Genomic DNA, 26252 nt, shown 5'->3' with positions numbered 1-26252 from the left:
CGCTGCGCGAATGCGCGTTTCGCCGCGACGGTGGCACTGCGCCCCGCCCTTGTTTTTGGTGTCGTGCTTTTACATTGTGCCGACTCTGTGCGAGGCGGCGCGGCTAGCCAATTGCCGCTACTGAAGCTTTTGCGCTTCGTCGAAAACAGATTTCGCAAGGTCGTTTCCGTTGTCGTAGAACGACTTTGCGACAGGTGCCGTTTCCTCTTTCCACTGGACGATTTCATCCGGCGTGAGATCGATGATCTCCATCTTCTTGGCGAGAACCTCGCGCGTATGCTTGGTGGCATCGAAGATGCGATCCATGAGCACCGTCTCGAGTTTCGCGGCCTCCTCCTGGAAGATCGCACGAAGTTCGGTCGGCATCTTTTCGAGCGCTTTTTCGCTCATCAGGGCGAAATGCGTCTCATACATGTGGTCCGTCGCGATGACGTAGCGCGAAACCTCGAAAAGGCGGCGCTCCTCGACCGACGGCCATCCCGTCAGCCCGCCATCGACGATACCGCGCTCAAGCGCCAGGAACTGTTCGCTACCGCTGGTGACGACCGGAGCGGCTCCCACGGCCTCGACGAATTCGCTGACGGTAGAGCCGAACGTTCTGATCTTCAGGTTGCGCATATCCGCAGGGACATGAACTTCCTTGTCGCGGGTGATCATCGTGATGAAGCCATAAGGGATCCAGAACATCGCGCGCGACCCGGTCTGGTTGATCCTCTTGTCGAGTATGGTTCTGATCGGGGTTCCGGGCAGCACGGCGCGATCGAGCTTTTCGCGCGTATCGAAAAAGAATGGCACGGCGAACACGTTGAGAGCGGGCACGGTGCCGGCAAGGATGGATGCAGAGGCGATGCCGATATCGATTGTGCCGTTTGCAACCGCCTCGTCCATGTGCTGGTCGCTGACGAGTGAACCCGAGTCATAGAATTCGAAGGTAATTTCGCCGTTGGTCCGCTTCGACACGTTGTCTGCGAACTCCTTGATGACGTTGGTGAGGTAGTGATTGTGCGGAACGCTGGTGGCGACGCGAAGGGCCCGCTCGGCGGCGAACCCCTGTCCCGTTCCCATCACAAGAGCTGCCAGAACGACAGCAAGTGTCTTGAGCTTCATCTTATCCCTCCCGGTCAAAGCTTGCATCCGGTGACTCAGCCGCGACCTCCTTATCGCCGCTGCAGATGCGCAAACGTGTGCACTAACTTTCGCAAATTTGCCCGTCCCGTCAAGTTTTTTTCTGCCGACGCCCGAAATATCCTTCTTCTCTGGTCGTGCAGGATCGTCTTCAGGCACTGCCGCGCACGATCAATTTGCCAGGCAGGATGCTGGTCGTCGTCTCGTCGAGTGGAACGGTCTTGCTGGCCTGTATCAGGCCCACGACCTCGGAGATCATGCGGGTAATCGGCTGCCGGATCGTCGTCAGACGATAGGATCTCCAACCGGCCATGGGAATGTCGTCAAATCCAACGATCGAAAGATCCTCAGGCGCGGACAGTCCAAGTTCGCGGGCAGCATCTATGGCGGCGAGCGCCATGATGTCGTTGCAGCAGAACAGCGCATCCGGACGGTTTTTTGCTATCAGCAGTGATAGCACTGCGCCGTAGCTGCCTCGGTAGGTGAACTCCCCGTTTCCCTCGGCAAGCACGGAATGCCCGCTCTCGCGTAATGCTTCGGAAAAGCCTTCCGCCCGGTCACGGTGGGTAGACGTGTTGGAGATCCCGCCGATGAAGCCTATCCGTCGGCGCCCCCTGCCGAGCAGAAACAGTGCCGCATCACGACCGCCTGCGTGATTGTCGCACGCGACCGCATTAACGCGGACATTGCGCTGGATCCGGTTGAGCAGCACCACCCGGATGCCATGCTGCCGGCAGGCGTTGGCCATTCCAGACGTCAGGCTTGCGGAGGTCACGACAAGTGCGCTGGGGCGAGCGGCAAGGATCTGCGGCGTCAGCTGGTCCATGTCCGCCTGCGGCGGGATGGCATAGACGAGCAATTGTCTCCCGACCGCCTGCAGTGCTTTTGCGAGCGTGTCGAGAACGAGTGGATAGAACGGGTTGGCGAGATCGCCTGCCACCAACGTCACTGTACCGGCGGAGATCACCTCGGCAGTACGGCGCGCCGGACTGCTATAACCCAACTGCGCTGCGACCTGAAGGATACGCTGTCTTTTCAACGGATCGATGGACGATCCCGGCGAAAACGCGCGTGATACCGCGGCGATGGAAACGCCCGCCTCATGAGCGACCTGCTTGGCTGTCGGCTTCAAAACAGACTCCATGAAATTTTTTCACGCAATGATGAAAACTTGCATTCAACGTCGCTAGCACATTACGCTCGATGTCAAAAGGGAGGTGAGACATGTCAATTCGCTATATGAAACAGGGGAAGGCGGCCGCCGAACGCGCCGAGGATGACGCCAAAGTCAGGACGCTTGTCGAAGCGACGCTCAAGGACATCGAAACCCGAGGCGACGCCGCAGTACGCGACCTGTCGGCGAAATTCGACAACTTCTCTCCGGCCTCGTTTAGACTGACCACGTCCGAGATCGAGGCGGCAATCAACAAGGTGTCGGCTCGCGACATGGACGACATCAGGTTTGCCCAGACTCAGATCCGCAAATTTGCCGAAGCCCAAAGAGCGTCGATGACCGATATCGAAATCGAGACAATGCCGGGGGTCTTCCTCGGCCACCGCAATATTCCGGTCCAGTCGGTCGGTTGCTATGTTCCAGGCGGCAAGTACCCGATGGTCGCGTCGGCGCATATGTCTGTCCTCACGGCCTCGGTGGCGGGAGTTCCCCGCATCGCAGCAGCGGCTCCGGCCCAAAAAGGCGAACCCCACCCCGCCATCGTCGCTGCAATGCATCTCGGCGGGGCCCATGAAATTTATGTCCTCGGCGGCATTCAGGCGATCGGCGCGATGGCGCTCGGGACCGAGACCATTCGCCCCGTCGACATGCTCGTCGGCCCCGGCAACGCGTTTGTTGCGGAAGCAAAGCGCCAGCTCTACGGGCGCGTCGGAATAGATCTCTTTGCCGGCCCGACCGAAACGATGGTCATTGCGGACGAGACTGTGGACGCGGAAATGTGCGCCACAGATCTTCTGGGGCAAGCCGAACATGGCTACAATTCCCCGGCGGTTCTCGTGACCAATTCGGAGACGCTGGCGAAAGCGACGATCGCTGAAATTGATCGAATTCTCGGAATCCTGCCAACTGCCGAAACCGCTTCCGTATCCTGGCGCGAGTACGGCGAGATCATAGTCTGCGACACCTACGAGGAGATTCTCAACGTCGCCAACGACATCGCCTCCGAGCACGTGCAGGTTATGACAGAACGGGACGACTGGTTTCTCGAAAACATGCATTCCTACGGTGCGCTCTTCCTCGGCCCACGCACCAACGTTGCCAATGGCGACAAGGTCATCGGCACCAACCATACTTTGCCGACGAAAAAGGCGGGGCGTTATACCGGCGGTCTCTGGGTCGGCAAGTTTCTCAAGACCCATTCCTACCAGCGCGTCACAACGGACAAAGCGGCGGCTGAGGTCGGCGCCTATTGCTCGAGGCTGAGCATGCTCGAGGGTTTCGTCGGCCATGCCGAACAGGCGAACTTACGGGTGAGACGCTATGGCAACCGCGACGTCGCCTATGGCGAAGCAGCCCAATGAGCGGCCTTTTCAATCTTGCCGGCAAGCGGGCGCTCGTCACCGGCGCCAGCCGTGGCATTGGACGCGCGGTCGCCGAAGGCCTTGCCGAGGCGGGTGCCGAGGTAACGCTTTGCGCGCGCTCGCGGACGGAGATCGAGGAGGCCTGCGCTTTGATGTCTACCCGCGGCTGGAGGGCGCGGCCGCTTGTGTGCGATGTCACCGACATTGCCGGCTTCCGCCGACATGTCGAGGCGCAAGCGCCGTTCGATATCTTTGTCAACAATGCCGGCACCAATCGCCCCAAGCCGCTGACCGAGGTCACTGAAGACGACTACGATGCCGTCTTCGGCCTGAACACGAAGGCTGCAATTTTTGCAGCCCAGTCCGTGACGGCCGTGATGCTGAGGCATGGTAGGCGGGGCACCGTCATCAACATGTCCTCGCAGATGGGCCATGTCGGCGCGGCCAACAGGACACTCTATTGCGGCTCAAAATTTGCGATTGAGGGTTTTACCAAGGCGTTGGCGGTCGAACTTGGACCTGCCGGCATCCGCATCAATACCCTTTGCCCCACCTTTATCGAGACACCCATGACCGCCTCGTATTTCGAGGATGAGGAGTTTCGCCGCGAGACGCTGTCCAAGATCAAGCTAGGTCGCCTGGGGCAGCCGGCAGACGTCGTCGGCGCCGCCATTTTCCTTGCCTCCGACGCGTCGTCCCTGATGACCGGCTCGGCGTTGATGATCGACGGCGGCTGGACGGCGCACTAGTCCGCCACCGCCTGCTTCGCCCGGACGATCCGCATCAGCATTTCATCGCGCCAGGAGCGTCTGGCATCGAGATCCTGCTCTGCGAGCAGTTCGCGACGCTCCGCATCCGCCCGTGTCACCGCATCCGGCTCCCAGCTGCGGTCTGCCCTGCGCTGATCGGCAAATCCGGCATACATCGGCCCGAGCCGTTCGGCATAATCTGCAAGCCCCTTTGGCGCGTTGAGATCGATGGTCTCGAACGGTCCCATGAACGACCAGCGCAACCCAAGCCCGTCGCGCACAGTGCGATCGATGTCTTCGGCCGTAGCATAGCCTTCCGCAAACAGTGCAAACGCTTCGTCCAGCAAGGCGCCCTGCAACCTGTTCAGCACGAAGCCGGGAGTTTCGCGCGACAGCGACACGGCTGACTGCCCCACATCCTCCATCAGGCGCCGGACACGGCTCGCCGCCTGTGGCGCAGTCCAGGGCGTTGGGACGATTTCGACCAGCGGCACGAGATGCGGAGGATTGACGGGATGCACCACCATCAACCGCTCCCGGTTGCCACACTCCTCATAGAACGCCGACCCGGGAAATCCTGAGGTGGAACTGCCGACGATGGCATGAGCGGGAAGCACCGCATCGATCGCAAGACTGACCTCGCGCTTCACATCGATCCGCTCGAACGCCGACTCCTGTACGTAGTCGCAGCCCGACACAGCCTCGCTGAGGCTCCGCGCAAAACGGATGCGCGACAGGAGCAAAGGCGCGTCGCCGCAAAGCCCCCCGGCCGCAAGATCGCCGACGGCCTTGTCGATCTGCGCGCCGATGACAGCCTCGGCATTTTCGCGGGCATCATAAACGGTGACGTCCATGCCGGCCCGCGCGAAGACGATCGCCCAGCCCTGCCCCACCAGACCTGCGCCGACGATGGCAACGTTCCTGATCGCATTCATGTCCTGGATCTCCCCTTGTGAGCTGCAGTCAAAGGCAGCGCCTCCACGCTGGCTGGGTGAGCAAGCAGCAAGGCTGCCCGAGGGTCAATCGCCGATCATCCCAGTGAAAATCTTTCACGAAGGAAGGCGTCCCACCGTCGTCGTATCGGTCTTTTGGCAGTCGAGGAGGCAGGCGGTTGCTCCCGGACTGATATCCCGAAGCAGCGTCACCGCCGGGGTTTACTTCATTCCAGAACCGAACTTTTCCGAAGGGATTTCCGCAATCTCGGTGCTAGTGCGTCCTCGACTGCGAACAGAGACCTGTCTCGCCGTAAACAGAGTAATTCTTGGACAGCCCACCTCATGCAGAGATGCAATGCCGGAGGACCGCTCCGACGAATTCGCTAGCGTGACGCCGAACAGCATTGAAAGCCTTCCAACCACGCGAGGAATTCGGACGGTTGTGTCAGTGCGCTGAAAGGACAGTGGCCGACATCGCGGTTTGCCTTCGCGGCGATGGTTCCCTGATGGAAAGCCAACAGAAGTTGCTCCTTATCGACTACAAGGTTTCCATCCTGTTCTTCGCGGACTGAGAAGTCATCGAAGACACTTTTGCATCGCGTAGCGAGCATGAGCCCATGCCTCCCATTGTTAAGTTGGAGGTCAAACTAGTCATCGGGCCTGAATGGTGACTGAATACCAGCTCCCGCAATTTCACACGACCAGAAGTTCCAAGAGCGCGCGACCACTGTGTTGGACGCAGTTTGTGTGGCGGTAATTTCCGATTGGAAGCCCGCCAAACGGCTTCGGGCCGCCCGTGAATGGTTGATGGGTGTTGTCCAGGCAAAGCCTGGTAGGCAGTTCGCGCATGCCAGTTAACCCAGCGGATTTGTCCGGAGAATGCCTTGCGGCAAGGCTTACTCCATAACCGCTCTTCGCACTCGTTAATTGGAGGTTGCCTGAGGAAGTCGTGCCGCTGTTTCTCCGTTTAACGCAGACGTAACCACCTTACTTACCCGTGCTTTAATAGCCTCTGTTTTACCATCACGTAAAATAAGAGATGACGGTTGCGGGATGAAGATACAGTTTCAGAGTCAGTGGTTTCTACGATGGTGCCTGCCGGCTCTCGTTTCTTTGGTCGTCTGTGGTCTGCTTTTACTGAGTTTGAGTTGGGCGGCTGCTACAAGCGATGAGGTGGCCGCGGCAAGGCAGCGCGATCTCATGAAACTTACGGTCGCGAAACTGACGGCTGGCATTGCGCATGACCAGGAAAGCGCAACTGTCTGGGACGACGCCGTGAGGCATGCCACCAGTGGCGACCTGAAATGGATCGAGACGAACCTCGGTTCATGGATGCACAGCTATTTTGGGCATGATGGCGCCTTGGTCCTTCGACCGGACCTCTCTGTACAATATCTGTTTTCATCCGAGACAGAATATTCCCCTACCCCAGATGATCTCCGCAACGCCTACTTGCCGCTCGCTAAAAATCTTCAAGCGCGTCTACTTGCCGAAGATACCGAGGGTATCAGCGAACGGACGCTTTCGATTGGCGAAGCTGATCTGAGCTATGTCGGATTTCGACCTGCAATGGTCAGCATAAAGCCGATCGTTTCGGACACCGGTGATCTGGAACAGACGCCGGGCGAGGAAATGCTGCACGTGAGCATACGCTTTCTCGACGGCGATCTTCCTCTGGCCATCGGTACCGAATATGAGTTCGCCAAACTGGAGTTCACCTCCAAGCGACCTCGGGAACGGAATGTTGCGTACGTACCCTTGGTCGCACGAGACGGGCAAGTCTTCGGATACTTCCGTTGGAACCCATTCCAACCCGGACAATATGTATTCGAAGCCACTGCCCCAGCCCTTTTTATCGCGTTTATCGCACTTTTCGCTGGGACCAGTTTTTCTGGAGGTGCAATCTGGCGCCGCTCCGAGCGGCTGGCTGCGAGCCGCGCAGAACTGAAACATCAAGCCTCCCACGATGCCCTGACCGGGCTTGCAAACCGCGCTTACTTCAACGAGCAACTCAATCGTCAACTATCGAGCGGGCACGCCGAGGCTCTCCACTGTGTGTTGTTCGTTGATCTTGATCGCTTCAAGGCTGTCAACGATACGTTCGGTCACCCGGTTGGCGACAAGCTGATCTGCTTGGCAGCAAACCGGATGCGCGATCTCCTGCCGCAATCTCTTCTGGCGCGGGTGGGAGGCGACGAATTCACCATTCTGCTGGGAGAAAATGATGCCAGGAATGCTGAAGATCTCGCATCGAAAATTGTGCAGTCACTGCGGGCACCGTTCGAAATCGGAACGACGCATGTCGTCATTGGCGCAAGCGTCGGAGCAGCTCTAGCAACCGGCCCATGTGACCCCATCGAACTGACGCGCCAGGCTGATATCGCGCTTTATCATGCCAAAGCAGCCGGCAGGAATACCCATGCGGTGTTTGGTGAACATATGGACGAACTGCTACGCAGGCGCAGAGCGTTGGAAAGCGATCTCCGTTTTGCAGTCGAGACCAGGACCCAGCTCGAGACTTTTTATCAACCAGTCTTCAATGCGACCGACGGAAGCATTTGTTCTCTCGAAGCGCTTGCTCGGTGGAAGCACCCGACGATGGGCTACATAAGTCCCGACCAGTTCATTCCTCTGGCGGAGGACATCGGGTTGATCAACGACATCGGCGCCCTTGTGCTGGACAATGCATGCAGAACTCTCGCTGATCTTCCCGGCATCTCTATTGCGATCAACGCTTCGCCGCTTGAGCTCAGTTCTCCCGGCTACAGTCTGCGGGTTTTGACGACCCTCGCAAACATGAACGTAAGCCCCGAGAGGCTTGAGATCGAGATGACCGAAACTGCAACTGCGGATAACACGATCGACCTGAAGCGAACCATAGCCATGTTGCGAAAAGCAGGCGTCCGGTTTGCCATAGACGACTTTGGAACCGGGTATTCTTCATTCTCGCGCGTGCAGAATATCGAGGTGGATCGCATCAAAATCGATAGGTCGTTTATCGGCGAAATGCACCAAAGCGGCAGCAGAGCCGTTGTTGTTGCGATGATTGGCATGGCCAGAGCGAAAGGGCTGAAGATAACGGCTGAAGGCGTTGAGACAATCGAGCAGCGTGCCGAACTTGAACGGCTTGGATGCGACGATCTTCAGGGCTTTCTGATGTCGCGACCTCTTCCTCGCCAGGACGTTGCAGCATACGTCTCCCGGATGGCTCGAACATGAAGGGGACAGGTTACGCTGGGGCTTTGCATTTTGATGCCATGCCCCGGCAGGAAGACCCCACGCGCAGACTTAAACGCATGCGTCCACCGCTGCGTCATCGTAACGGAACTTGCTCGGCGTCGTTTCTGACGCGCTTATGGCCATCACGCGTTTAGCAGTACCGCGCTGCTGCTGCGTTGTCATTTGAGCGTGTAGGGACTGCGCGCCAGTCCCCACTGGCCGAAGACAACGGCATCCATTATCTGAAGATATCGGTCAACGCGCTGTCGGCGCCAAGGAAACGACCCATGTCTGATCTCAGCTTCATCTGGCCGCTGTCCGGCGGCCTTCTGATTGGCCTTTCCGCCGCGATCTACTTGCTGCTGAACGGTCGAATAGCCGGAATTTCCGGTCTGGCCGCATCTGCTGTCGGATGGACAGGCAGTGGAATCAGTCCGCTCGGGGTCGGTTTTCTGGTTGGCATACTCGGTGGAGCTGCCGCCGCCTTTACCTTGTTACGGCACGCAGAGTTCGCGATCACCGCCTCGCCTCCCCTTCTTGTGGTAGGCGGGCTCCTGGTCGGCTTCGGGACGCGGCTTGGTTCCGGCTGCACCAGCGGCCACGGTGTTTGCGGACTGGCACGCCTATCGCCCCGGTCCATCGTCGCGACGGCAACATTCATGATCGTGGCGGCAGCAACCGTCTTCATCACCCGGCATCTGATTGGAGTGGCATGATGACCCAGCGCATTCTCGTCTCCATCGCCTGCGGAATTCTGTTCGGCATCGGCCTTGTCGTGTCCGACATGGTCAATCCTGCCCGTGTTCTGGCGTTCCTCGATGTGACCGGTAACTGGGATCCGTCGCTTGCTTTCGTGATGGGCGGGGCACTGATCCCGTCATCAATTGCCTATGCGATCCGGCGTCGTTGCCGCAAACCGGTCTTCGAAACCCAGTTCCATGTGCCGACGAGCCGCACGATCGACCGTCCGCTTGTCGCAGGCGCTGCACTGTTTGGTCTCGGCTGGGGCCTCGTCGGTCTATGCCCGGGTCCCGCAATCGCCTCTCTCGTTACAGGCCGCTGGGAAGCAGCACTGTTCGTCGCGGCCATGCTTGCCGGTATGTTTGTCCATCGCATGGTGTCGTCCCGACAGACTGTGGCAGCGCGGTCCTGATGGGACGGAGAGGGTAACTTCCGCAACCTCGATGGCATTCGAACCACCATCCCATGAACCATTGAAGGCAGTATAAGGGGTTCTTTACTCCCGCATTGTCGAGCATAGCATTTACCAGAAGCCAGTTTAGCTTCGCCCTCTCGTCCGGCCCGCGGCGCGGCCTTCTCCCGCCCACTCCGACAACACAATCATCATGCTCCAGAGACTGACGAGATCTCAGTTAAGCAGTCATTAACCATCTTCAGACGTATATTAGAATTGCTTGAAATGCTTCGGCTTGGAAAGTAGTCGAGCGACGGTGGTTTGTCTTTGCAGGTCCGTCTGGACCTGCGGGCTTGGGGGATACGATGAGCATGCTTTCCCGTGTTGTCCGGACGGCGATATTTGTGCCGCTCGCCTTCAGCGTTGCGTCTTGCGCGCAGACGCAGACGCGGGCGCGGACGACATCGGTCGACAGTATCGCGACCGCATCAGTCCCGAGCTCTCGGCCCGCAGTGAAGGACCGGAACACGAATTTGACCATGCAGGCGGCCGTCCGGCGGGCGGTCGACTATCAGCCATCGATCATGCAGGCGGCGGGCGAACTCAACCAGCAAGGCGCGGCGATCCGAGATGCACGCTCGGGATATTTTCCGTCGATCGGGGGCGGGATCGATGTCGGCAGGCGCAGCGCTTTCGGGAACGGTTTTCAGCCGGCAGCGACTGTGACCGCGTCGCAGATGATCTACGACTTCGGGAAAGTCTCCAGTCAGGTCGCCAGTGCCACGGCGACAGAGGAAACCCGGCGCGCCGAGTTCATTGCCGTGGTCGACAACGTGATCAGGGACACCGCGCTTGCGTCCCTCGAAACCCTGAGAAACCGCAGTCTGGCGGTTGTCGCGTCCGATCAGGTGCGCGACACGAAGGAAATACTCGAGCTCGTCAACGCGCGAACGGAACAGGGAGCCAGCACGAGATCGGACAAGCTTCAGGCCGAAGCGCGGGTGCAGATGGCCCAGACCACGGCACTGGAGATCAGGTCTCAGTCGGAGCGCTGGCAGGGCAGCATGGCGTCGCTGTTGGGTATGTCCGGGAAGATCAATCTCGGAGCGAGTATTCCCTCAGACCTCCCCAATGCCTGCTCTGCCAAAGAGCCCGATTGGGATACGGTGCCGAGCGTTCGGGCAGCGGCATCGAAGAAGACGGCCGCCGAGGCCAATCTGCGGTTCAGCAAGGCCGATGTCCTGCCCACCCTGGCGCTCGAAGGCGGTAGCAGCATGGATCTGCTCGGAAATTCACCAGGCAGCCCGGACTATACGATCGGTCTGAAACTGACCGGCAAGCTTTACAATGGCGGCTCCTATAAGGCCCGGAGCGAAGCTGGCCAGTTCGCGGTTCAGTCCGCTGAGGCCGGCATCGCCAATGCCAGGACAGGCGCGCAGCGGAGCTGGATGGAATCGCGCACGCAGCTGTCTGGAATGCGCGCTTTGCTCACGACACTCGCCTCGCGACAGACGCTGATGCGCGAAACCCGAGATCTTTATCAGAGGCAGTTCCTCGACCTGGGAACGCGGACTCTCCTCGATGTCTTGAATGCCGATCAGGAGCTACATGCCGCACGTTTCGACGCAATCAACATCCAGTTCGATGTCCATAAGCTGAATATCGAGTGTGCCTCCGCAGCGGGGCGCTTGCGGGACATCTTCAAGCTCGAAAAGAAGCCGGGCACGGCCGCGACCGTCGTGAACGGCGGCGCATCCAGGTCGGAGACGCCAATCGAAATGGCGGTCGCGATGCCTGCGCGACAAGCACTGCCGATAGAGGCAGGACCAGCTGCCGCAGAGAATGCCGAACGCGGAGCAGACGTTGAGACCGAGCTAAGCGAGGCGCTTGCCGTTTCGCTTCAAGCCTCCAGTATCGGCGCGGACGTTAAGGACAAGCGAAACCGGTTCGAAGAGCTTGCTTTGCGCGGCGCTCTCTAGCCCGCAGGGGTCAAATTCGGTTCTGTCCGCCTTTCATAAACGCAAATACGCTGACCGGCATTAACACTGCATCAACCGTCCGATGCGAGAATTAGTTATCGCTAATTGATAACGTTCTAAAATTGAGCAAGTCTTATCCCAGAGTTTCTTGGTAGGATTGACAGCAATCGAGACACTGCCGGACCAGCCAGTTCGGTATTCAACATTTTGCCCGGCGCAGACCTTTGACGGTCCGTGTCATCGCATCTCGCTGCCCATCCGCCAGGTCCGTTCAGTTTCGCTGTGACGCTCACGGCCTTAAGAGGATGTATCCATGGTTGCCGTTGTAACGAATATCGCAAGTGGTGAAAGCATTACCGTCGCATCGGGCAACATCTCTGTCCGTGAACCAAGCGTTATTCAGCTTGAGGTCGGCCCGAAAGACATTGCTGCGACCATCCGTCAGGGCGACGATCTCGTCATCCGCCTGCAGAACGGTGAGGCGATCCGAGTTGCCGATTTCTACGCCAGCGGCCCCGGTGAAGCATCAAGCAAGCTGGTCCTGGTGGATGAGAACGGGGTCGTCTGGGATGGCAACCACACCGTCGGAGAAGCCGATTTCTCATTCACCGAGTCAGCCGGCGGCGACCAGTTGGTGGGTGGCGCTGAAGGTGGGGGCGATGCATCCATTCTCGGCCTTGCTGCACTCGGCGCGCTTGGAGCTGGAGGAATAGCTCTCGCTTCCGGAGGCGGCGGCGGTGGCGACGACAACGATGACTCGGACGCAGATGCAGACGCGGATGCCGACGCCGACGCCGACGCCGATGCTGACGCCGATGCGGATGCGGATGCCGACGCGGATGCGGATGCAGATGCAGACGCCGACGCGGATGCGGATGCGGATGCCGATGCGGATGCCGACGCGGATGCGGATGCGGACGCGGATGCTGACGCAGACGCGGACGCCGATGCTGACGCAGATGCCGATGCTGACGCAGATGCCGATGCGGATGCAGATGCCGACGCGGATGCAGATGCTGACGCAGATGCCGACGCGGATGCAGATGCTGATGCTGACGCAGATGCCGACGCGGATGCGGATGCCGATGCAGACGCGGATGCCGACGCGGATGCGGATGCCGATGCAGACGCGGATGCAGACGCTGATGCTGACGCAGATGCCGACGCGGATGCGGATGCCGACGCCGATGCGGATGCAGATGCAGACGCGGATGCGGATGCAGATGCAGATGCAGATGCAGATGCTGACGCGGATGCAGACACAACCGCCTACGACAATACCGCCGTCTCGTCGATCAACCTTTCCCCCGTGGTGACCAACGTTGATATAGGTACCCAGACTTACGGCGTTGCCGTCAGCCTTGGTGGCTTGGATCTCCAGGTGCTTCCGAACGTCGAAACGATCGATTTCAACGTCGAGGAGGGCCATACGCTCGATGCACGTTTTGAACTCGACGAGGGCCTCAGTCTCGGCGTTCTGTCCGATTATCAGGTGGTCATCCAACGATTTGACGGTGTCCAGTGGACCAACGTCACAGGCACCGGCACCGGCAATGCCACACTGCTGGACCTGCAGTTGCTGGATGGTGCACCGACAGTGAGCCTGGAGGATCTTGGACCGGGCCAGTACCGCGCCTTTATCGCCTATGACGGCTTGCTGGGTGCGGGCCTCGGAAGCGAGCTGACGATCACCGGGACGGATACCGACACAACCAGTATCGGCGCCATCGCCGTAGTTGCGGCCAGCGGCAACGTCATTACCGACGCAGGTGTCGGCGGCGAAATCGACGCGGTCAATCCCGGCACCATCATTCAGAGCATCAATGCCACACCGGTGACCGCTGCAGGCGCGACCATCCAGGGAGATCACGGTACACTGGTCATCGGCCAGGATGGCAGCTACACCTACACCCCGAACCCCGATGCAGCCGGCATCGGACGGGTAGACTCCTTCGAATACACGATCTTCGATCCGCAAACCCAGGCGACTTCGACTGCGGAACTGCATGTCCAGATCGACAGCGAGGGACAAAACCTCACCTTCTCGACGATTGATCCAACGGCGGATGCGAGCCTTGGAATTGTCGCCACGGACGACGCTGGGGCGGCGACCGTCGTGACCACTCACCCCGTGACGGAGGCCGTGAACGCCGACTTCCTCGATGTCTCGTTGGGACTGTTTGGGGGAAGTGAAACGGGAACGTTCACGGTGGCCGCCGGATCCGTGGCAACGGTTCAGATCGGCGCGGACACAGACCAGCTTCTGGGTCTCCTCGGGACAACGACGATCGCCGTCGAAATGCAGCAGGCTGACCTCAGTTGGACGGTCGTCGAAACCAGCACAGGTGCCAATCTGGCCGAGCTTGCCGGTTTGCTTGGCGGCTCCACAGGCCTGGAACTGCAGGACCTGGACGCGGGCAACTACCGCGTTACGGTATCGCAGGATGGCGTGAACATCGGTGGCAACATCGACGTGCAGCTCGCCACGTCGACGAGTGACCTCGGAACGGTCATTTCCGATGGCGTAGTCGCGGCAGTCGGCAACGTTCTGGACGGTGATACGCTCGGCTCCAACTTCACCAACTTCCAGGTGTCCAATGGGACAGTGTTTGTCGATCCGGCCGCCGCAGGTACCGTCATCGTGGGTGATCACGGCACGCTCAAAGTCTCTGCCGATGGCAGCTATTCCTATGAGCCGAACGACACACTCGGCCTTGATGGAATGACCGACAGCTTCACCTACCGTCTCGTTCATCCCAATGGAGAGGTCGTTGAAGCAGAGTTGACGATCCTCATCGACCAGGCCGAGCCCGTCGCCGGAACGTCGATGATGATGGCGGCCGATACAGGCTCTGAAGCTTTGCAGCCGAGCATGCTGACGTCCGCGTTCGCAGACGTCGACCTCCTGGATCTCGATACCGGAAGCCACGGCCGTTTCGGCGATCTGACAGACGTCATCTCGCTGGATGGTGTGAGCACCGATCTCGGTGAGTTCATCGATCTCGGGAGCGTCAGCGCACTGCCGATCGACGTTGGCCTCCACGAACTTCTGAGCGGAGACCAGGGCCTTGTCGTGGACGGTGACCTTGATATCGGCGGGCTCGCCGGAGCCGACGGTGTTGCCGACCTGCCCGAGTTTGCCGGCAACCTCGTCCCCACGGTCTTGGAGGACACGACCGTGGACCTGCTGGACGGTTCGGCCGCAGACAGTGTGCTGCATGGCGGCTTGCTGGGGGGAACTGTGGGCAGCCTGCTCGACGACGACGCTCTGCACCATGCCGGTACCTCAGTGATCTAGCCCTCAGTCGTGCTGCTGCCGGTTCTGCGGCAGCGGCACGACACCCGCTCGCCCGTCGTTTGCAGACGCTTGAAAGGCACGGCATTGACCCAAGCAACACCTCAGTTCGACGTCGTGCAGCAGAACCAGGCGGACGGCTGGATCGAAATGTTTGAGCAGGTTGCCCGGATTTACGGACTGGGCTTCTCGATCGAAGCGGCCCGCAAGGCTGCGGCGGCTTATTCGCTGGAAGACCAGGCGAAATACGTCCAGCGGCTCGCGCAAAAATTCGGGCTTCGTGTGAAGCTGGCTCAACCCAGTCTGGACATGATGACCAGCTGGAGGCTTCCCGTCATCGTGCAGCTCAAGGACGGGTCGGTTGCAACGGTTGTCGCCATCGATGCGCAACGCAATGGCGCCGTCGTCTTTGCCGGCGACAACGGTCTGAAAACGACGCTAGCGATCGATGTGCTGTGTGCCGAGGCAACGCTTGCGGCCATTCCCAGGCCGGCACGCTCCACACCTGACTCGAGGGTAGACACCTATATCGCCCCGCATGACGAAAGCTGGTTCAGACGGTTCGCGCTCGGTGACCTGCGCCCCTATGGCTATGTTCTGGTGGCATCACTGATCGCCAACGCGCTGTCACTCGCCGGCGTCATCTTTTCGATGCAGGTCTATGACCGCGTTGTCCCCGCCAACTCCATGAGCACCCTTTATGTGCTGTTTGCAGGCGTCATGCTCGCCGTGCTGTTCGACTTTGTCGTTCGCAAGATTAGAGGTTCGATCATCGATATCCTCGGCAAGCGCTGTGATCTGCGACTGTCCGACCTGATCTTCGGCCACGCGCTGCGTGTGAAAAACAGCGTCCGCCCAAGATCGACCGGAACATTCATTGCTCAGTTGCGGGATCTTGAGCAGGTCCGCGAGGTGTTCACCTCGACCACCGTTGCCGCGGTCGCGGACCTGCCGTTCTTCTTCCTGTTTCTGGTCATCTTCTGGTTCGTGGGCGGGATGCTGGTCGTCATTCCGGCGGTCGCACTCGTGCTGCTTGTCCTGCCCGGAATTCTATCACAACGAAGACTGCACCAGAGCGCCAGCGCTGCAATGCGCGAGGCATCACTCCGCAACGCGATCCTGGTAGAGAGCATTCAGGGCATCGAAGACATCAAGATGCTGCAGGCGGAGGAGCGCTTCCAGCAGAAGTGGAATAACTACAACGCGGTCAATGCCGATGCCCAACTGAAGATGCGCGTTCTGACGTCGTCTCTGACCGGCTGGAGCCACAGCGTTCAGACGAGCGTTTACGCGTTCATCGTATTCTTCGGCGCACCGATCGTCATGGCTGGGGACATGACAACGGGTGCGCTTGTTGCCTGCTCCATTCTCGGTTCCAGGATGATGGCGCCGATGGCGCAGCTCACCCAGGTTCTCAGCCGTGTCCAGCAGGCAAAAATCGGGCTGAAGAGCCTTGACGCGATCATGCAGATGCCCGTCGACCATCCGGTCGCCGAGACACGCATATCCATCTCCGCCATTGCCGGAACCTACGAATTTCGATCGACCGCGTTCCACCACGCGGAGCCTGCCAGTAAACCCGCTCTGGTGCTGAGAAGCCTCAAGATCGCCGCCGGCGACAAGATTGCCGTACTGGGCAAGAACGGTGCAGGGAAATCAACTTTTCTGCAGGCGCTATCCGGGATGATCGAACCGAGTTCCGGCGAAGTCATGCTCGACAATATTGCGCTGAGGCATATCGATCCGTCGGATCTGCGCCGTGACGTGGGGCTGCTGACCCAGAATTCCCGCCTGTTCCACGGGACCCTGAGGGAGAACGTTACGCTCGGTGCCTCCAACGCCTCCCAGTCCGCAATCCTCGACGCGCTCTCGATCGTCGGTGCCGACGAATTTATCCGCGCTCTGCCGAAGGGACTGGACTACCCGTTGCAGGAGGGCGGCAACGGGCTGTCCGGCGGGCAGCTGCAGGCGCTCCTCCTCGCCCGCCTGCTGGTGCGCGATCCCAATGTCGTCCTGCTCGATGAGCCGACAGCCGCCATGGACGAGGCGACGGAGCGGTTGTTCATAGCGCGCTTCCAGACCTGGTCGCGCGACAAGACGGTTGTCATCGCAACCCATCGCATGCGGGTTCTGGAACTGGTCGACAGGGTGATGGTGTTCGACAAGGGTCAGCTGGTGCTCGACGAGGCAAAGGCAGATGCGATGACGACGCTGAAGGGCATAAAGCCGCTCGCCCCAGAAAAAACAGTGCCACCCAAACTGGTTCCTGTTCACAACACGTCTGGCGGGATTTGAAGACATGGCAGAGATCTCGAGCGACAAGGCTTCGGACTACGGGTGGGCTTTCGGTGACGAGGACGATGTCCAGCTGTCAAAGGCAAAGACCGTCATTCTTTTGGCCATGATCCTCCTGACAATCGCGACGGTTTGGGCTTATTTCGCCATGCTTGAAGAGGTCTCCACCGGCGCGGGTCGTGTCGTTCCGATCAGGCGCGAACAGGTCATCCAGTCGCTTGAGGGGGGCATCGTTTCGGAGCTCTTTGTTCGCGAAAACCAGATTGTAGAAACCGGTCAGCTTCTGGCGCAGCTGGATCCGACGATCACCGAATCGGATGTCGGTGAATCATCGGCCAAATACCGTGCCTCGCTTGCGGCCGCCGCACGCCTGACGGCCGAGATCAACCGGACAGCTTTGACCTTTCCGACCGAGCTGAATGCCTATCCGGATCTCATCCGTTCGGAAACCCAGCAATTCGAGGCGCGGACGACAAGCCTTGAACAGTCTCTGGAATGGATGGAACAAGCGATCGTGCTGGCCAAACGCGAGCTGGAAATGAGCGAGTCGCTTGCCAAGATCGGCGCCGCCAGCAATGTCGAGATCATCCGGCTGAAGCGGGAATTGGTCGATCTTGAAATGAAGAAGGTCGATATCGCCGCCAAGCAGAACCTCAGCGCCCGCGAGGAACTCGCCAAGGCAAATTCCGACATCACATCGCTGTCCTCGACCATCAAGGGACGGTCCGACAGCCTGCAGCGCCTGACGCATCGCTCACCGGTTCGGGGCATCGTCAAGAATATCGAGGTGTCGACGATCGGTGGCGTCGTGCCGCCAAACGGCAAGCTGATGGATATCATCCCGCTGGACGACGAGTTGCTGATAGAAGCGCGTATATCGCCACGCGATATCGCCTTCATTCACCCCGATCAGCGCGCCAGCGTCAAGATCAGCGCCTATGACTACGCCGTCTATGGCGGGCTGGAGGGACGGGTAACTGCGATTTCCCCCGATACCATGCGCGACGAGGTCGATCCCAACACGTTCTATTACCGTGTGTTCGTACAGACCACCACAGATGCGCTGGTGACCGCGCAAGGGACGCGCCTGCCGATCGTTCCGGGCATGGTGGCAACCGTCGATGTCAACACGGGCAGCAAGAGTGTGTTGGACTACTTGATCAAACCCTTCAACAAGGCGCGCGAGGCGCTGCGCGAGCGATAGGTGACCATGCCCGCAGAAACTTTCGGCCTTGCGCGGATGGATCGCCTTCGAGACCCTGTTCGGCAGGTCATCCAACCACTCGACGCACCGCATCCGGCTTATGTGCTGTTTGTCTCGATCAGCGACGGAGACAGACGAGCGTCCGTTGCAACGGTCGGCGCCGACAGCTTTGACGCAGCCTGGCAAAAGGCTCTAATTGCCGCCCGCGACCTCCTGGACAGCCAGAGGCTCGATGGCCGTCTGTTGCGGATCGACTGGCCGGTGCGGATCGAGAAGATCACGGTCAAGACCCTCCACAAACAGCTTGGTCGCACCAAGAGAAACTACTTCCGGCTCGGACTGTCGCTGGACGATCAATTCGAAACCGCGTTCCTGGACAACGAACTGAACGCCAACGCCATGCTTTATGGTGGCAACAAGGTCGAGCACTGCGTTCTAAACAAACGAAACTTCGCGCTCTATGCGAAGACACGATTTGGAAAAGCGTTCGAAACGGATTTTGCCGAGGCGAGAGCGCTCTGGGCGTTTACAACGAGCGGTTTTTTTCTCGATGAGGAAGGCCGACACTACCGTCTTTGCGGCGAAGGTGCGGGAAGCGGTCAGCGTGAAGGTCAGCCGCTTGATCGTGCCATGCTCGATCGCCTGATCGACTCCTCATCCAGCTATCTTGCGTCTCAGGTCAAGCCGGACGGCGCGTTCGTCTACGGCTATCACCCGTGCTTCGACCGCGAGATCCGCACCTACAATGTCCTGCGCCATGCAAGCACGACCTATGCAATGATCGAAGCTTACGAGGTAACGAGGGATAGCAAGACGAGAGCGGCAATAGAGCGCTCGCTCGGGCAGCTGACCGGTCATCTTACCCGGATCGCAAGACTGCCTGATGGGGCCGAGGCCGCCTTTCTGATCGACGTCGGTTCGGAGATAAAGCTCGGCGGCAATGCCGTCTTCCTCCTGGCGCTCGCGAAATATACAAGTGTCATGAGCGATGATCGATATCTGCCGCTGATGGATAAGCTCGCCACCGGCATCGTTCATATGCAGGACGCAAAGACCGGTGAATTCCGCCACGTCCTGCTTTACCCGGACCTTTCCACCAAGGCCGAGTTCCGCACTGTCTATTACGACGGCGAGGCCGCCTTCGCGCTGATGCGCCTTTATGCGCTCACCCGCGATATCCGCTGGATCAGCGCTGTTGAAAAAGCTTTCGAGCATTTCCTGCGCCGGAACTACACTCAATATCACGACCACTGGCTGGGTTATTGCGCCAACGAACTGACGCTGTTTCGGCCGGAGGAACGCTATTTCCGCTTCTGCGTCGAAAATGTCAGCACCTATCTCGATTTTGTCGCCAATCGCATAACCACCTTTCCGACACTGCTGGAACTGATGATGGCAACCCGGCAGGCGCTGTCGCGGATTGCTGACCACCCGGATCTGGTTCCGCTCCTCGGCGAGATCGACCTTGCAGCGTTCGAGGTAGCGCTCGAGAAACGCGCTCATTACCTGCTGAACGGTCATTTCTACCCGGAGGTGGCGATGTTCATGCGCAACCCAAGGCGGATCATGGGTTCGTTCTACATCCGCCACCACGCGTTTCGCGTAAGGATCGACGATGTGGAACACTATCTGTCCGGGCTGATCGCCTATCGCGCGTATCTGAACGAGAAAGAGGCGTTCAAATCGCTGGTCTCTCGGCAAGAAGGAGCCGGGTCATAGTAGGGCTCAGCAAGGGATTCGGGAGAATGACGACGATGTCCTAGCGCGAGTTGCAAACGCATCTCCGGTTCGAACATATGCAGCGGAACGAAACCATGCTCCTTGTCGATTGGTGTCGGTGTTGGCCGAACGGCGGGTGTGGGTACCGTCTGCTGATACATGTCATGCACCCTGACCGGGGCGCGCAGCGAGAAGATCACTTAGAAGCGGATAACGCGGATGATGCTGGCGATAGTTTTCCGGCCGGGGACGATGGCGGCAATTCGCTGGCCCAATTCGCGCTCGGCTGTGATGTCGGCATCGATGACGATATCGTCAGCCGCCGTCACGGCACGCATCGGGGGTGATGGTGCGTACCGAAGCTCATTGTGTCGGAGATACCGAGCGACGCAGCCGCCATGGGAGCAGCGATCTTGCCGTTTCGGCGGATGTTTTACTAGTTTCCGCGAACCTCGTTTCAATCACGCAGCGCGGTCTACCCCACGCGCGTGAGTGTCACGCGAAGACGTTTCCACCGCGAGTTGGAACATGCCGACGAGACCGCGTAGGCGTTGCGCCTCGTTCATGAGCAGTGCGCTTGCCGCATTGTTTTCCTCGACCATCGCGGCATTTTGCTGTGTTCCGTGATCGAGCATGTTGACGGCCGTGTTGATCTCGTTGAGGCCGACGGATTGTTCGCGAGCCGAAAGGGCAATCGCTTCGACTTGCGTGGTGATCGCTTCCACGCGGCCGGTGATTTCGGTCAGTCCTTCGCCGGTCTCACGGACGCAGCGAACGCCGTCTAGAACCTCGCGGTCAGACGTCTGGATCAGTTGCTTAATTTCTCGTGCGGCTTCCGCCGACCGTCCTGCCAGAGCGCGGACCTCCTGGGCAACCACCGCAAATCCTCGTCCTGCCTCCCCCGCTCTTGCCGCCTCGACCCCGGCGTTGAGAGCCAGAAGATTGGTCTGGAAGGCGATCTCGTCGATCACGCCGATGATTCCGCCGATTTTGGTCGACGAGATCTCGATGCGTGCCATGGCTTTCAACGCATTTGAAACGAGCACAGCTGTGCTTTCACTCGCGGCATTGGTTTCGCTGGCAATACGATGGGCGTCTTGCGATCGGCGCGACGCGTTGCCGACATTGGCAGTGATCTGTTCGAGCGCTGCCGCGGTCTCTTCGAGCGATGCGGCCTTCTGCTCGGTACGGCGGGACAGATCGTCAGCGCTCGAGGCGATCTCGCGGCTTCCCCCCTCGATGGAAATGCTTGCATGGGCGATCGAGCTCATGACATCGGCCAACTGGGCGACTGTTGCATTGAGATCGCGGCGTAGATTTTCGAAGTCCGGCGCAAATGGCTCGGTCAGTTCGAAAGCGAGATCGCCGCTTGCCAAACGCCGCAGCCCTTCGGCGAGACCTCCGGTTGCATGGCTCAATCGTGCCCTTGCCTCGGTCTCTGCTTCCCGTTGCAGGCGGACGCGTTCACCTTCCGCGTTGGCCCGTACGGTCGCTGCTTCTTCTTCCAAACGACGGTTGGCGATCGCCGCCTCCCGAAACGTGTGCAGCGCGCCGGCCATGGCACCGAATTCGCTGCGAGATCCAAACGACGGGATCGCAAGATCCGTCTGTCCCTCGGCGAGTTTACCCATGGCACTGGTCATCGCCGCGACTGGCCGCGTAATGGACCGGCCGATAATCCAGACGCCGCCACCAAGCCCGACGATCGCCAGCAGAACCAGGCCGGCGACGACGGTAAGGTTGCGAGACGCGACTCTTTCATTTTCCACGAGGATAGTCTCGCGCTCCGTTTCGTAAGCTGTGCTGACAGCCTGCACCTGCGGCTCTAACGCAAGGTAGGCAGCTGCAACATCCTTGCGGGTCTCTGCTTCCCCAATGCTGGCTTCGGCGTAAAAGCGAAATGCCGATCGGTAAATTTCCAGGCCATCGAGCACCCGGCTGCGCTGCGCGCCTGGGCGGAAGGCGTTTTTCACAAGCGTCGCGAATGTCTCAGCCTCCTCTGTGTGTTTTTGCAGATATGAGGCATCGCCACGCAGTATGAAGTCTTTCTCATGACGCCGCAGCATCAACATGCTGGCGCGAATAGCGGTATCGTCGACGGAGTCCAGACGTCCCTCGATCGAATGAACCGCCGAGCGCATGGCGCCCTGCAAGCCATTGTCCTGATCGAGACCAAGGTCCTGATTGTTCTTCACAAGCGTATCAAACGCTGCTTCGTAGGCAGTCAGGCCAATGCTCAGTTGGTCGAGTTGGGCTGCGAGTTCAGGAGTGGCGGAACGACGAAGGCTCGCCAGCACGCCACGACCTTCGGAAACGGCTGCCTTGAACTTGTCCGTGCTGGCCATCTCTTTTTCGAGCAGGAATGCCTGCTGGAACATGTAGCTGGCGCTCACGCTGGCCGACAGGCTTGCAACGTCGGCTTTGCTCTCGGCAAGCGCATCTGCAGCGGCACGATATCCGTGCTCGACGTGGCGCTGACCGATAAAGATGGCGCAGATCGTGATGATACCGACGAGCGCCATCGCCGCCAGGAGCATGACGCGCTGCGAGATTCGAAGATTGGCGAAGAGCAAAGGCTTAGACCTCAAAGGCAAGAAAACAGCGGCATCAATGCCCTTCGGCTCTTAAGCAAATGTCTACGGAGTGTGAATTTACTGTGACATCGCCGCGTGCGTGCCGGTGCGGCGCAGCTCACTTGCCCCCTCGGCTAGATTGCGGAAGAGGGCTTCAGCACACTGAAGCTGTGATCATTGTGGAGTGCGATAACACCTTCGTATTCAAGGGCATAGAGAGCGTTGAGTAGCTCGTGCCTGGAAAACTTCACTGTCGTCGGCGTGTTTGCGATCGCGCGAAACCGAAGCTGCGACGGCGGCCTCAGCCGCAATCGTCGCAATAGATCCGATAGAGCATGCACAACTTCGAGATGGGTTCTCAACGACCGGGTCTCCAGGTAACACTTTCGATCAACGCAACACGCGCCAAAGCGACAATGCGGTCTCCAGCTATCCCTGGTCTATTTCAGTTTTGTGACGCGGCTTGAGGAATAAGATGGCCTTGGCCAAGCAGTCGTCTGCGTAATCCTGCGTGGGCGTTACCTGATGGGCTTAAGAGTCCTGATGGCTGCATTGAGTGCGATCCTGACACGAGGTCTGTCCGATCCAGTTTGACACCAGGCCGGGCAGTCGTCAGGATCAATTTGCCCTGAACGACATTCGCACACCGTCGTCATCGGAACTGCTTTCATCCGAAAAAGGAATCGTCCTCATGGGCAAGAAACTGAACAAGGTCTACGAGGCGCTCGTCAGTGGCGCAGCCGACGGTCTAACCGGCAAAGAACTCTATGCTCATGTCGTAGACGAATGCCCGAAGACATCGAGCAAACGCATTGTCAAAGCCTCCCTGTTTGCGTTGTCCGACCCGGACATCAAGGAGAGGGGTCTGCTGGAAGCAATCTACGCGCTTGCTATCGACTATCGCCTGTCCTCGCTGGGGGTCGATGAAGAAACTCAGGAGACAGATGACGAAAACAGTCCGGCTCCACTTGTTTCACAGGAACTGAGAAACAGGCTCGAAAGCACGGTCTCGATTATTCCGGCCATTCGAGAGGACGCGACATTACCGGAACCGTCTAAAGGCATCCATTGAGTGCAGATAGGCACCGCTCAATCCGACGCACTCAGCGTCCATCGGGCACGTCCGTCACAGCAATTTCCAAGGGATTGATGGCCTTCAGTACGAATTCGATAGCGAGAATATCGACCTCGTTCTACTGCCCTACCCAGTCGGAACTGGCTATGCCTCGCACCTGACCGTCATCCACACGTCACATATTCGTGGAATCTGATCTTGACGATCGGAGGGCGATTACGTGCCGTATCTATGCCTCAACGCGATATCGAAGCACTTCGACCAGTTCACAGCGCTGGATAGCGTCTCGCTCGCGATACCCGACGGAGCGTTTCTCGCCTTGCTTGGACCTTCAGGCTGCGGCAAGACCACTCTTCTGCGCCTGATCGCCGGGCTTGAGCATCCCGATCAAGGAGAGATCCGTTTCGACGATCAGTTAGTCGCCGGTGATGCCGTCTTTGTCCCACCGGAAAAGCGTCGCGTTGGCATGGTCTTTCAGTCGTATGCGCTCTGGCCGACGATGACCGTACGAAAAAATATCGAGTTCGGCTTGAAAGTCGCCGGGCTCACGGTTCAGGAGCGAAACCAACGCATCGATGAGGTTCTGGACGTCGTCGGGCTTCGGGGGCTGGATGGCCGCCGACCGCACGAACTGTCGGGTGGACAGCGGCAAAGGGTAGCGCTTGCTCGCTCGCTCGCAACCAGACCGCAACTCATCCTGCTCGATGAACCGCTTGCCAATCTCGATTCTCACTTGCGTGAGGCCATGCTCGCGGAATTCCGCCGTATCCATAGTCTGACCGGCGCCACATTCGTATTCGTCACCCATGATCAGGACGAGGCGATGGCGGTTGCGACGCATGTCGCCGTCCTGGACCGGGGCCGGCTACAGCAGCTCGGTACGCCGGAAGAGCTTTACCGCCAGCCGTCTTCGAGCATGGTTGCCCGTTTCATCGGTCGGGGACGGACGCTGCCGGTGCAAGTGGTTGAGTCCGGAGCGGGTCGAACGAAGGTCATGCTCGGCCAGCAGCTCCTCGACATGCCGGGCGAGGCCCCGACAGGCTATGGCTGGCTGTGCTGTCATGCCTCCGATTTCAAGCGCGTGCCTGAGGGCGGCCACTTGAAGGTCGAGCTTCTGGGGCAGGTCTTTCAGAACGGCGTCTTTCTCAGCCACTGTCTGCCGACTGAGATTGACGGTGACGTCGTCAGCCTGCCGCTCGAGGAGCGGTTAGCGCCCGGCACATCGATCGAACTCGTCCTTACGGGCGGCTGGGTGATCGGCGACGGCGGAACAGGCCAAACCTGGGCCGGCCGTGTCACTGGTCGATCGTCAACCTGTCGTTCTGCCGTCATCTCTGTGAGCTAGGCGAAACAGCACCTGCCGAACCGGTGGCCGTCTCCCCATCGCCCGGGCGGGGCCGCGTTCAAAACAATCTGCCCTATCAACGAGGTTCTCATGTTCTTCCGCACGCTCGTCGCCACAACCATTCTTGCCGGCCTCGCCTTCCAGGCCGCGGCCGCAGACACGATCACCGTTTACACCTCGCAGCCGCAGGATCAGATGACCAAGGTCATCGAGGCGTTCAACGCCGACCATCCAGAGATCAAGGTTGAACTCTTCCGTTCCGGCACGACCGAGGTCATGGCCAAGCTGCAGGCTGAATATGCCGCTGGCAACAGCCCCGCCGACGTCATCCTGATCGCTGATACCGTCGCGATGACGCAGTTGAAGAACGACGACCGCCTTCTGGCCTTTACCGACGCTCCGGTTGCGGGCATAAACCCGGCCTTCATCGATGCCGACAAGACCTTTTTCGGCACCAAGGTGATCACCACAGGGATCATCTACAACACGAACCTCGTGAAGACCGCCCCGAAGAGCTGGAACGACCTGCTTGCCGCCGATGCGGCCAAGAGCCTTATCATGCCAAGCCCGCTCTATTCCGGTGCGGCCGTCATCCATGTCGGCACGGTAACGCAGCAGCCTGAATTCGGCTGGGCGTATTACGAAAAGCTGGCCGAGGCCGGCGCCGTTGCCGGCCAGGGCAATGGCACGGTTGTCGAAGCCGTTGCGCGCGGCGAAAAGGCCTACGGCATCATCATCGAATACATGGCCCTCAACGCCAAGAAGAAGGGTTCACCCGTCGACTTCGTCTTTCCCGCAGAAGGTGTAAGCTCGATCACCCAGCCAGTCGCCGTGCTCAAGGGGTCCGATCAGGTCGAGGCAGCCAAGACCTTCGTCGCCTGGCAGCTCTCCAAGGCAGCCCAGGTACAGGCCGCCGCCCAGGGCTATTTCCCGATCCTGCCCGGTGTCGCGCAGCCGGAAGGGTACCCGGCGCTTACCACACTGAAGATCCTGCCCGCCGATAGCGATGCCATGCTCAAGGCCGACAAGGAAACCAAGGAAAAGTTCGCGGAACTGTTTGGCGGTTGAC

The 26252-nt window shown here is 59.4% G+C and carries 18 protein-coding genes; 13 read left to right on the top strand and 5 right to left on the bottom strand.

Annotated features, from left to right (window positions below):
* Window positions 1-117: 117 nt before the first annotated feature.
* On the bottom strand, window positions 118-1107 hold the full coding sequence (locus G6K99_RS19505; protein ID WP_174197545.1) for a TRAP transporter substrate-binding protein: 990 nt from the start codon (window positions 1105-1107) through the stop codon (window positions 118-120).
* A gap of 169 nt (window positions 1108-1276) precedes the next feature.
* The gene (locus tag G6K99_RS19500; RefSeq protein ID WP_244631540.1) at window positions 1277-2269 is read right to left on the bottom strand and encodes a substrate-binding domain-containing protein; all 993 of its coding nucleotides are present in this window, start codon (window positions 2267-2269) and stop codon (window positions 1277-1279) included.
* An 80-nt stretch (window positions 2270-2349) separates the two neighbouring features.
* On the opposite strand from G6K99_RS19500, the gene hisD reads away from it, so the two are divergent.
* Together hisD and G6K99_RS19490 are read left to right on the top strand one after the other, a co-directional pair.
* A complete protein-coding gene (gene hisD, locus G6K99_RS19495; RefSeq protein ID WP_174197544.1) occupies window positions 2350-3660 on the top strand; it encodes a histidinol dehydrogenase in 1311 nt (436 codons plus the stop codon).
* Window positions 3657-4409, top strand: coding sequence for an SDR family NAD(P)-dependent oxidoreductase (locus G6K99_RS19490; RefSeq protein ID WP_174197543.1), 753 nt, complete (start codon window positions 3657-3659; stop codon window positions 4407-4409). The genes hisD and G6K99_RS19490 overlap by 4 nt, the downstream gene beginning before the upstream one ends.
* Here the strand turns inward: G6K99_RS19490 and G6K99_RS19485 are convergent.
* Window positions 4406-5344, bottom strand: a complete 939-nt coding sequence (locus G6K99_RS19485) for a 3-hydroxyacyl-CoA dehydrogenase (protein ID WP_174197542.1) — start codon at window positions 5342-5344, stop codon at window positions 4406-4408. The two genes, G6K99_RS19490 and G6K99_RS19485, sit on opposite strands and share 4 nt — an antisense overlap.
* A gap of 1200 nt (window positions 5345-6544) precedes the next feature.
* Between G6K99_RS19485 and G6K99_RS19480 the strand changes: the two genes are divergently transcribed.
* The 8 genes from G6K99_RS19480 to G6K99_RS19445 all read left to right on the top strand — a co-directional run bounded on the left by G6K99_RS19480 (window position 6545) and on the right by G6K99_RS19445 (window position 20190).
* Complete coding sequence (locus G6K99_RS19480; RefSeq protein ID WP_244631539.1) at window positions 6545-8563, top strand: EAL domain-containing protein; 2019 nt, start codon at window positions 6545-6547, stop codon at window positions 8561-8563.
* A 287-nt stretch (window positions 8564-8850) separates the two neighbouring features.
* Window positions 8851-9279, top strand: coding sequence for a YeeE/YedE family protein (locus G6K99_RS19475; RefSeq protein WP_062577803.1), 429 nt, complete (start codon window positions 8851-8853; stop codon window positions 9277-9279).
* Complete coding sequence (locus tag G6K99_RS19470) at window positions 9279-9716, top strand: YeeE/YedE family protein (protein ID WP_174197540.1); 438 nt, start codon at window positions 9279-9281, stop codon at window positions 9714-9716. The genes G6K99_RS19475 and G6K99_RS19470 overlap by 1 nt, the downstream gene beginning before the upstream one ends.
* 347 nt (window positions 9717-10063) lie before the next feature.
* Window positions 10064-11677 carry a TolC family protein gene (locus G6K99_RS19465; protein ID WP_174197539.1) on the top strand — a complete coding sequence of 538 codons (1614 nt, stop codon included), beginning with the start codon at window positions 10064-10066 and terminating at the stop codon, window positions 11675-11677.
* A 313-nt stretch (window positions 11678-11990) separates the two neighbouring features.
* Complete coding sequence (locus G6K99_RS19460) at window positions 11991-14975, top strand: BapA/Bap/LapF family large adhesin (RefSeq protein WP_174197538.1); 2985 nt, start codon at window positions 11991-11993, stop codon at window positions 14973-14975.
* An 84-nt stretch (window positions 14976-15059) separates the two neighbouring features.
* Complete coding sequence (locus G6K99_RS19455; RefSeq protein ID WP_244631538.1) at window positions 15060-17267, top strand: type I secretion system permease/ATPase; 2208 nt, start codon at window positions 15060-15062, stop codon at window positions 17265-17267.
* A gap of 4 nt (window positions 17268-17271) precedes the next feature.
* Window positions 17272-18471, top strand: a complete 1200-nt coding sequence (locus G6K99_RS19450; RefSeq protein WP_062577794.1) for an HlyD family efflux transporter periplasmic adaptor subunit — start codon at window positions 17272-17274, stop codon at window positions 18469-18471.
* A gap of 6 nt (window positions 18472-18477) precedes the next feature.
* Window positions 18478-20190 (top strand): hypothetical protein, encoded by a 1713-nt coding sequence (locus G6K99_RS19445; protein WP_174197537.1) that lies wholly within the window; start codon window positions 18478-18480, stop codon window positions 20188-20190.
* 200 nt (window positions 20191-20390) lie between these two features.
* Here the strand turns inward: G6K99_RS19445 and G6K99_RS23445 are convergent, their stop codons facing one another.
* A complete protein-coding gene (locus G6K99_RS23445; RefSeq protein WP_256413845.1) occupies window positions 20391-20519 on the bottom strand; it encodes a hypothetical protein in 129 nt (42 codons plus the stop codon).
* 132 nt (window positions 20520-20651) lie between these two features.
* Entirely contained in the window at window positions 20652-22727 is a 2076-nt protein-coding gene (locus tag G6K99_RS19440) for a methyl-accepting chemotaxis protein (protein WP_174197536.1), read from the bottom strand.
* A gap of 727 nt (window positions 22728-23454) precedes the next feature.
* On the opposite strand from G6K99_RS19440, the gene G6K99_RS19435 reads away from it, so the two are divergent.
* The 3 genes from G6K99_RS19435 to G6K99_RS19425 all read left to right on the top strand — a co-directional run bounded on the left by G6K99_RS19435 (window position 23455) and on the right by G6K99_RS19425 (window position 26251).
* The gene (locus G6K99_RS19435) at window positions 23455-23835 is read left to right on the top strand and encodes a hypothetical protein (protein WP_174197535.1); all 381 of its coding nucleotides are present in this window, start codon (window positions 23455-23457) and stop codon (window positions 23833-23835) included.
* Window positions 23836-24058: 223 nt separating this feature from the next.
* Window positions 24059-25183, top strand: coding sequence for an ABC transporter ATP-binding protein (locus tag G6K99_RS19430; protein ID WP_082476353.1), 1125 nt, complete (start codon window positions 24059-24061; stop codon window positions 25181-25183).
* A gap of 90 nt (window positions 25184-25273) precedes the next feature.
* Window positions 25274-26251 carry an ABC transporter substrate-binding protein gene (locus tag G6K99_RS19425; RefSeq protein WP_062459092.1) on the top strand — a complete coding sequence of 326 codons (978 nt, stop codon included), beginning with the start codon at window positions 25274-25276 and terminating at the stop codon, window positions 26249-26251.
* Window position 26252 lies beyond the last annotated feature (1 nt).

The sequence above is a fragment of the Neorhizobium sp. AL 9.2.2 genome (genome assembly GCF_013317225.1).
Taxonomy (GTDB): Bacteria; Pseudomonadota; Alphaproteobacteria; order Rhizobiales; family Rhizobiaceae; genus Neorhizobium; species Neorhizobium soli.
This window is presented reverse-complemented; position numbering and strand designations above follow the sequence as displayed.

Bases quoted from the DNA above. Each gene is read 5' to 3' on its own strand.
- G6K99_RS19445 (WP_174197537.1), top strand. From the start codon at position 18,478: ATGCCCGCAGAAACTTTCGGCCTTGCGCGGATGGATCGCCTTCGAGAC.
- G6K99_RS19465 (WP_174197539.1), top strand. From the start codon at position 10,064: ATGAGCATGCTTTCCCGTGTTGTCCGGACGGCGATATTTGTGCCGCTC.
- G6K99_RS19425 (WP_062459092.1), top strand. From the start codon at position 25,274: ATGTTCTTCCGCACGCTCGTCGCCACAACCATTCTTGCCGGCCTCGCC.
- G6K99_RS19500 (WP_244631540.1), bottom strand. From the start codon at position 2,269: ATGGAGTCTGTTTTGAAGCCGACAGCCAAGCAGGTCGCTCATGAGGCG.
- G6K99_RS19450 (WP_062577794.1), top strand. From the start codon at position 17,272: ATGGCAGAGATCTCGAGCGACAAGGCTTCGGACTACGGGTGGGCTTTC.
- G6K99_RS19490 (WP_174197543.1), top strand. From the start codon at position 3,657: ATGAGCGGCCTTTTCAATCTTGCCGGCAAGCGGGCGCTCGTCACCGGC.
- G6K99_RS19470 (WP_174197540.1), top strand. From the start codon at position 9,279: ATGACCCAGCGCATTCTCGTCTCCATCGCCTGCGGAATTCTGTTCGGC.
- G6K99_RS19435 (WP_174197535.1), top strand. From the start codon at position 23,455: ATGGGCAAGAAACTGAACAAGGTCTACGAGGCGCTCGTCAGTGGCGCA.
- hisD (WP_174197544.1), top strand. From the start codon at position 2,350: ATGTCAATTCGCTATATGAAACAGGGGAAGGCGGCCGCCGAACGCGCC.
- G6K99_RS19485 (WP_174197542.1), bottom strand. From the start codon at position 5,344: ATGAATGCGATCAGGAACGTTGCCATCGTCGGCGCAGGTCTGGTGGGG.
- G6K99_RS19480 (WP_244631539.1), top strand. From the start codon at position 6,545: ATGAAACTTACGGTCGCGAAACTGACGGCTGGCATTGCGCATGACCAG.
- G6K99_RS19475 (WP_062577803.1), top strand. From the start codon at position 8,851: ATGTCTGATCTCAGCTTCATCTGGCCGCTGTCCGGCGGCCTTCTGATT.
- G6K99_RS19460 (WP_174197538.1), top strand. From the start codon at position 11,991: ATGGTTGCCGTTGTAACGAATATCGCAAGTGGTGAAAGCATTACCGTC.
- G6K99_RS19440 (WP_174197536.1), bottom strand. From the start codon at position 22,727: ATGCTCCTGGCGGCGATGGCGCTCGTCGGTATCATCACGATCTGCGCC.
- G6K99_RS19505 (WP_174197545.1), bottom strand. From the start codon at position 1,107: ATGAAGCTCAAGACACTTGCTGTCGTTCTGGCAGCTCTTGTGATGGGA.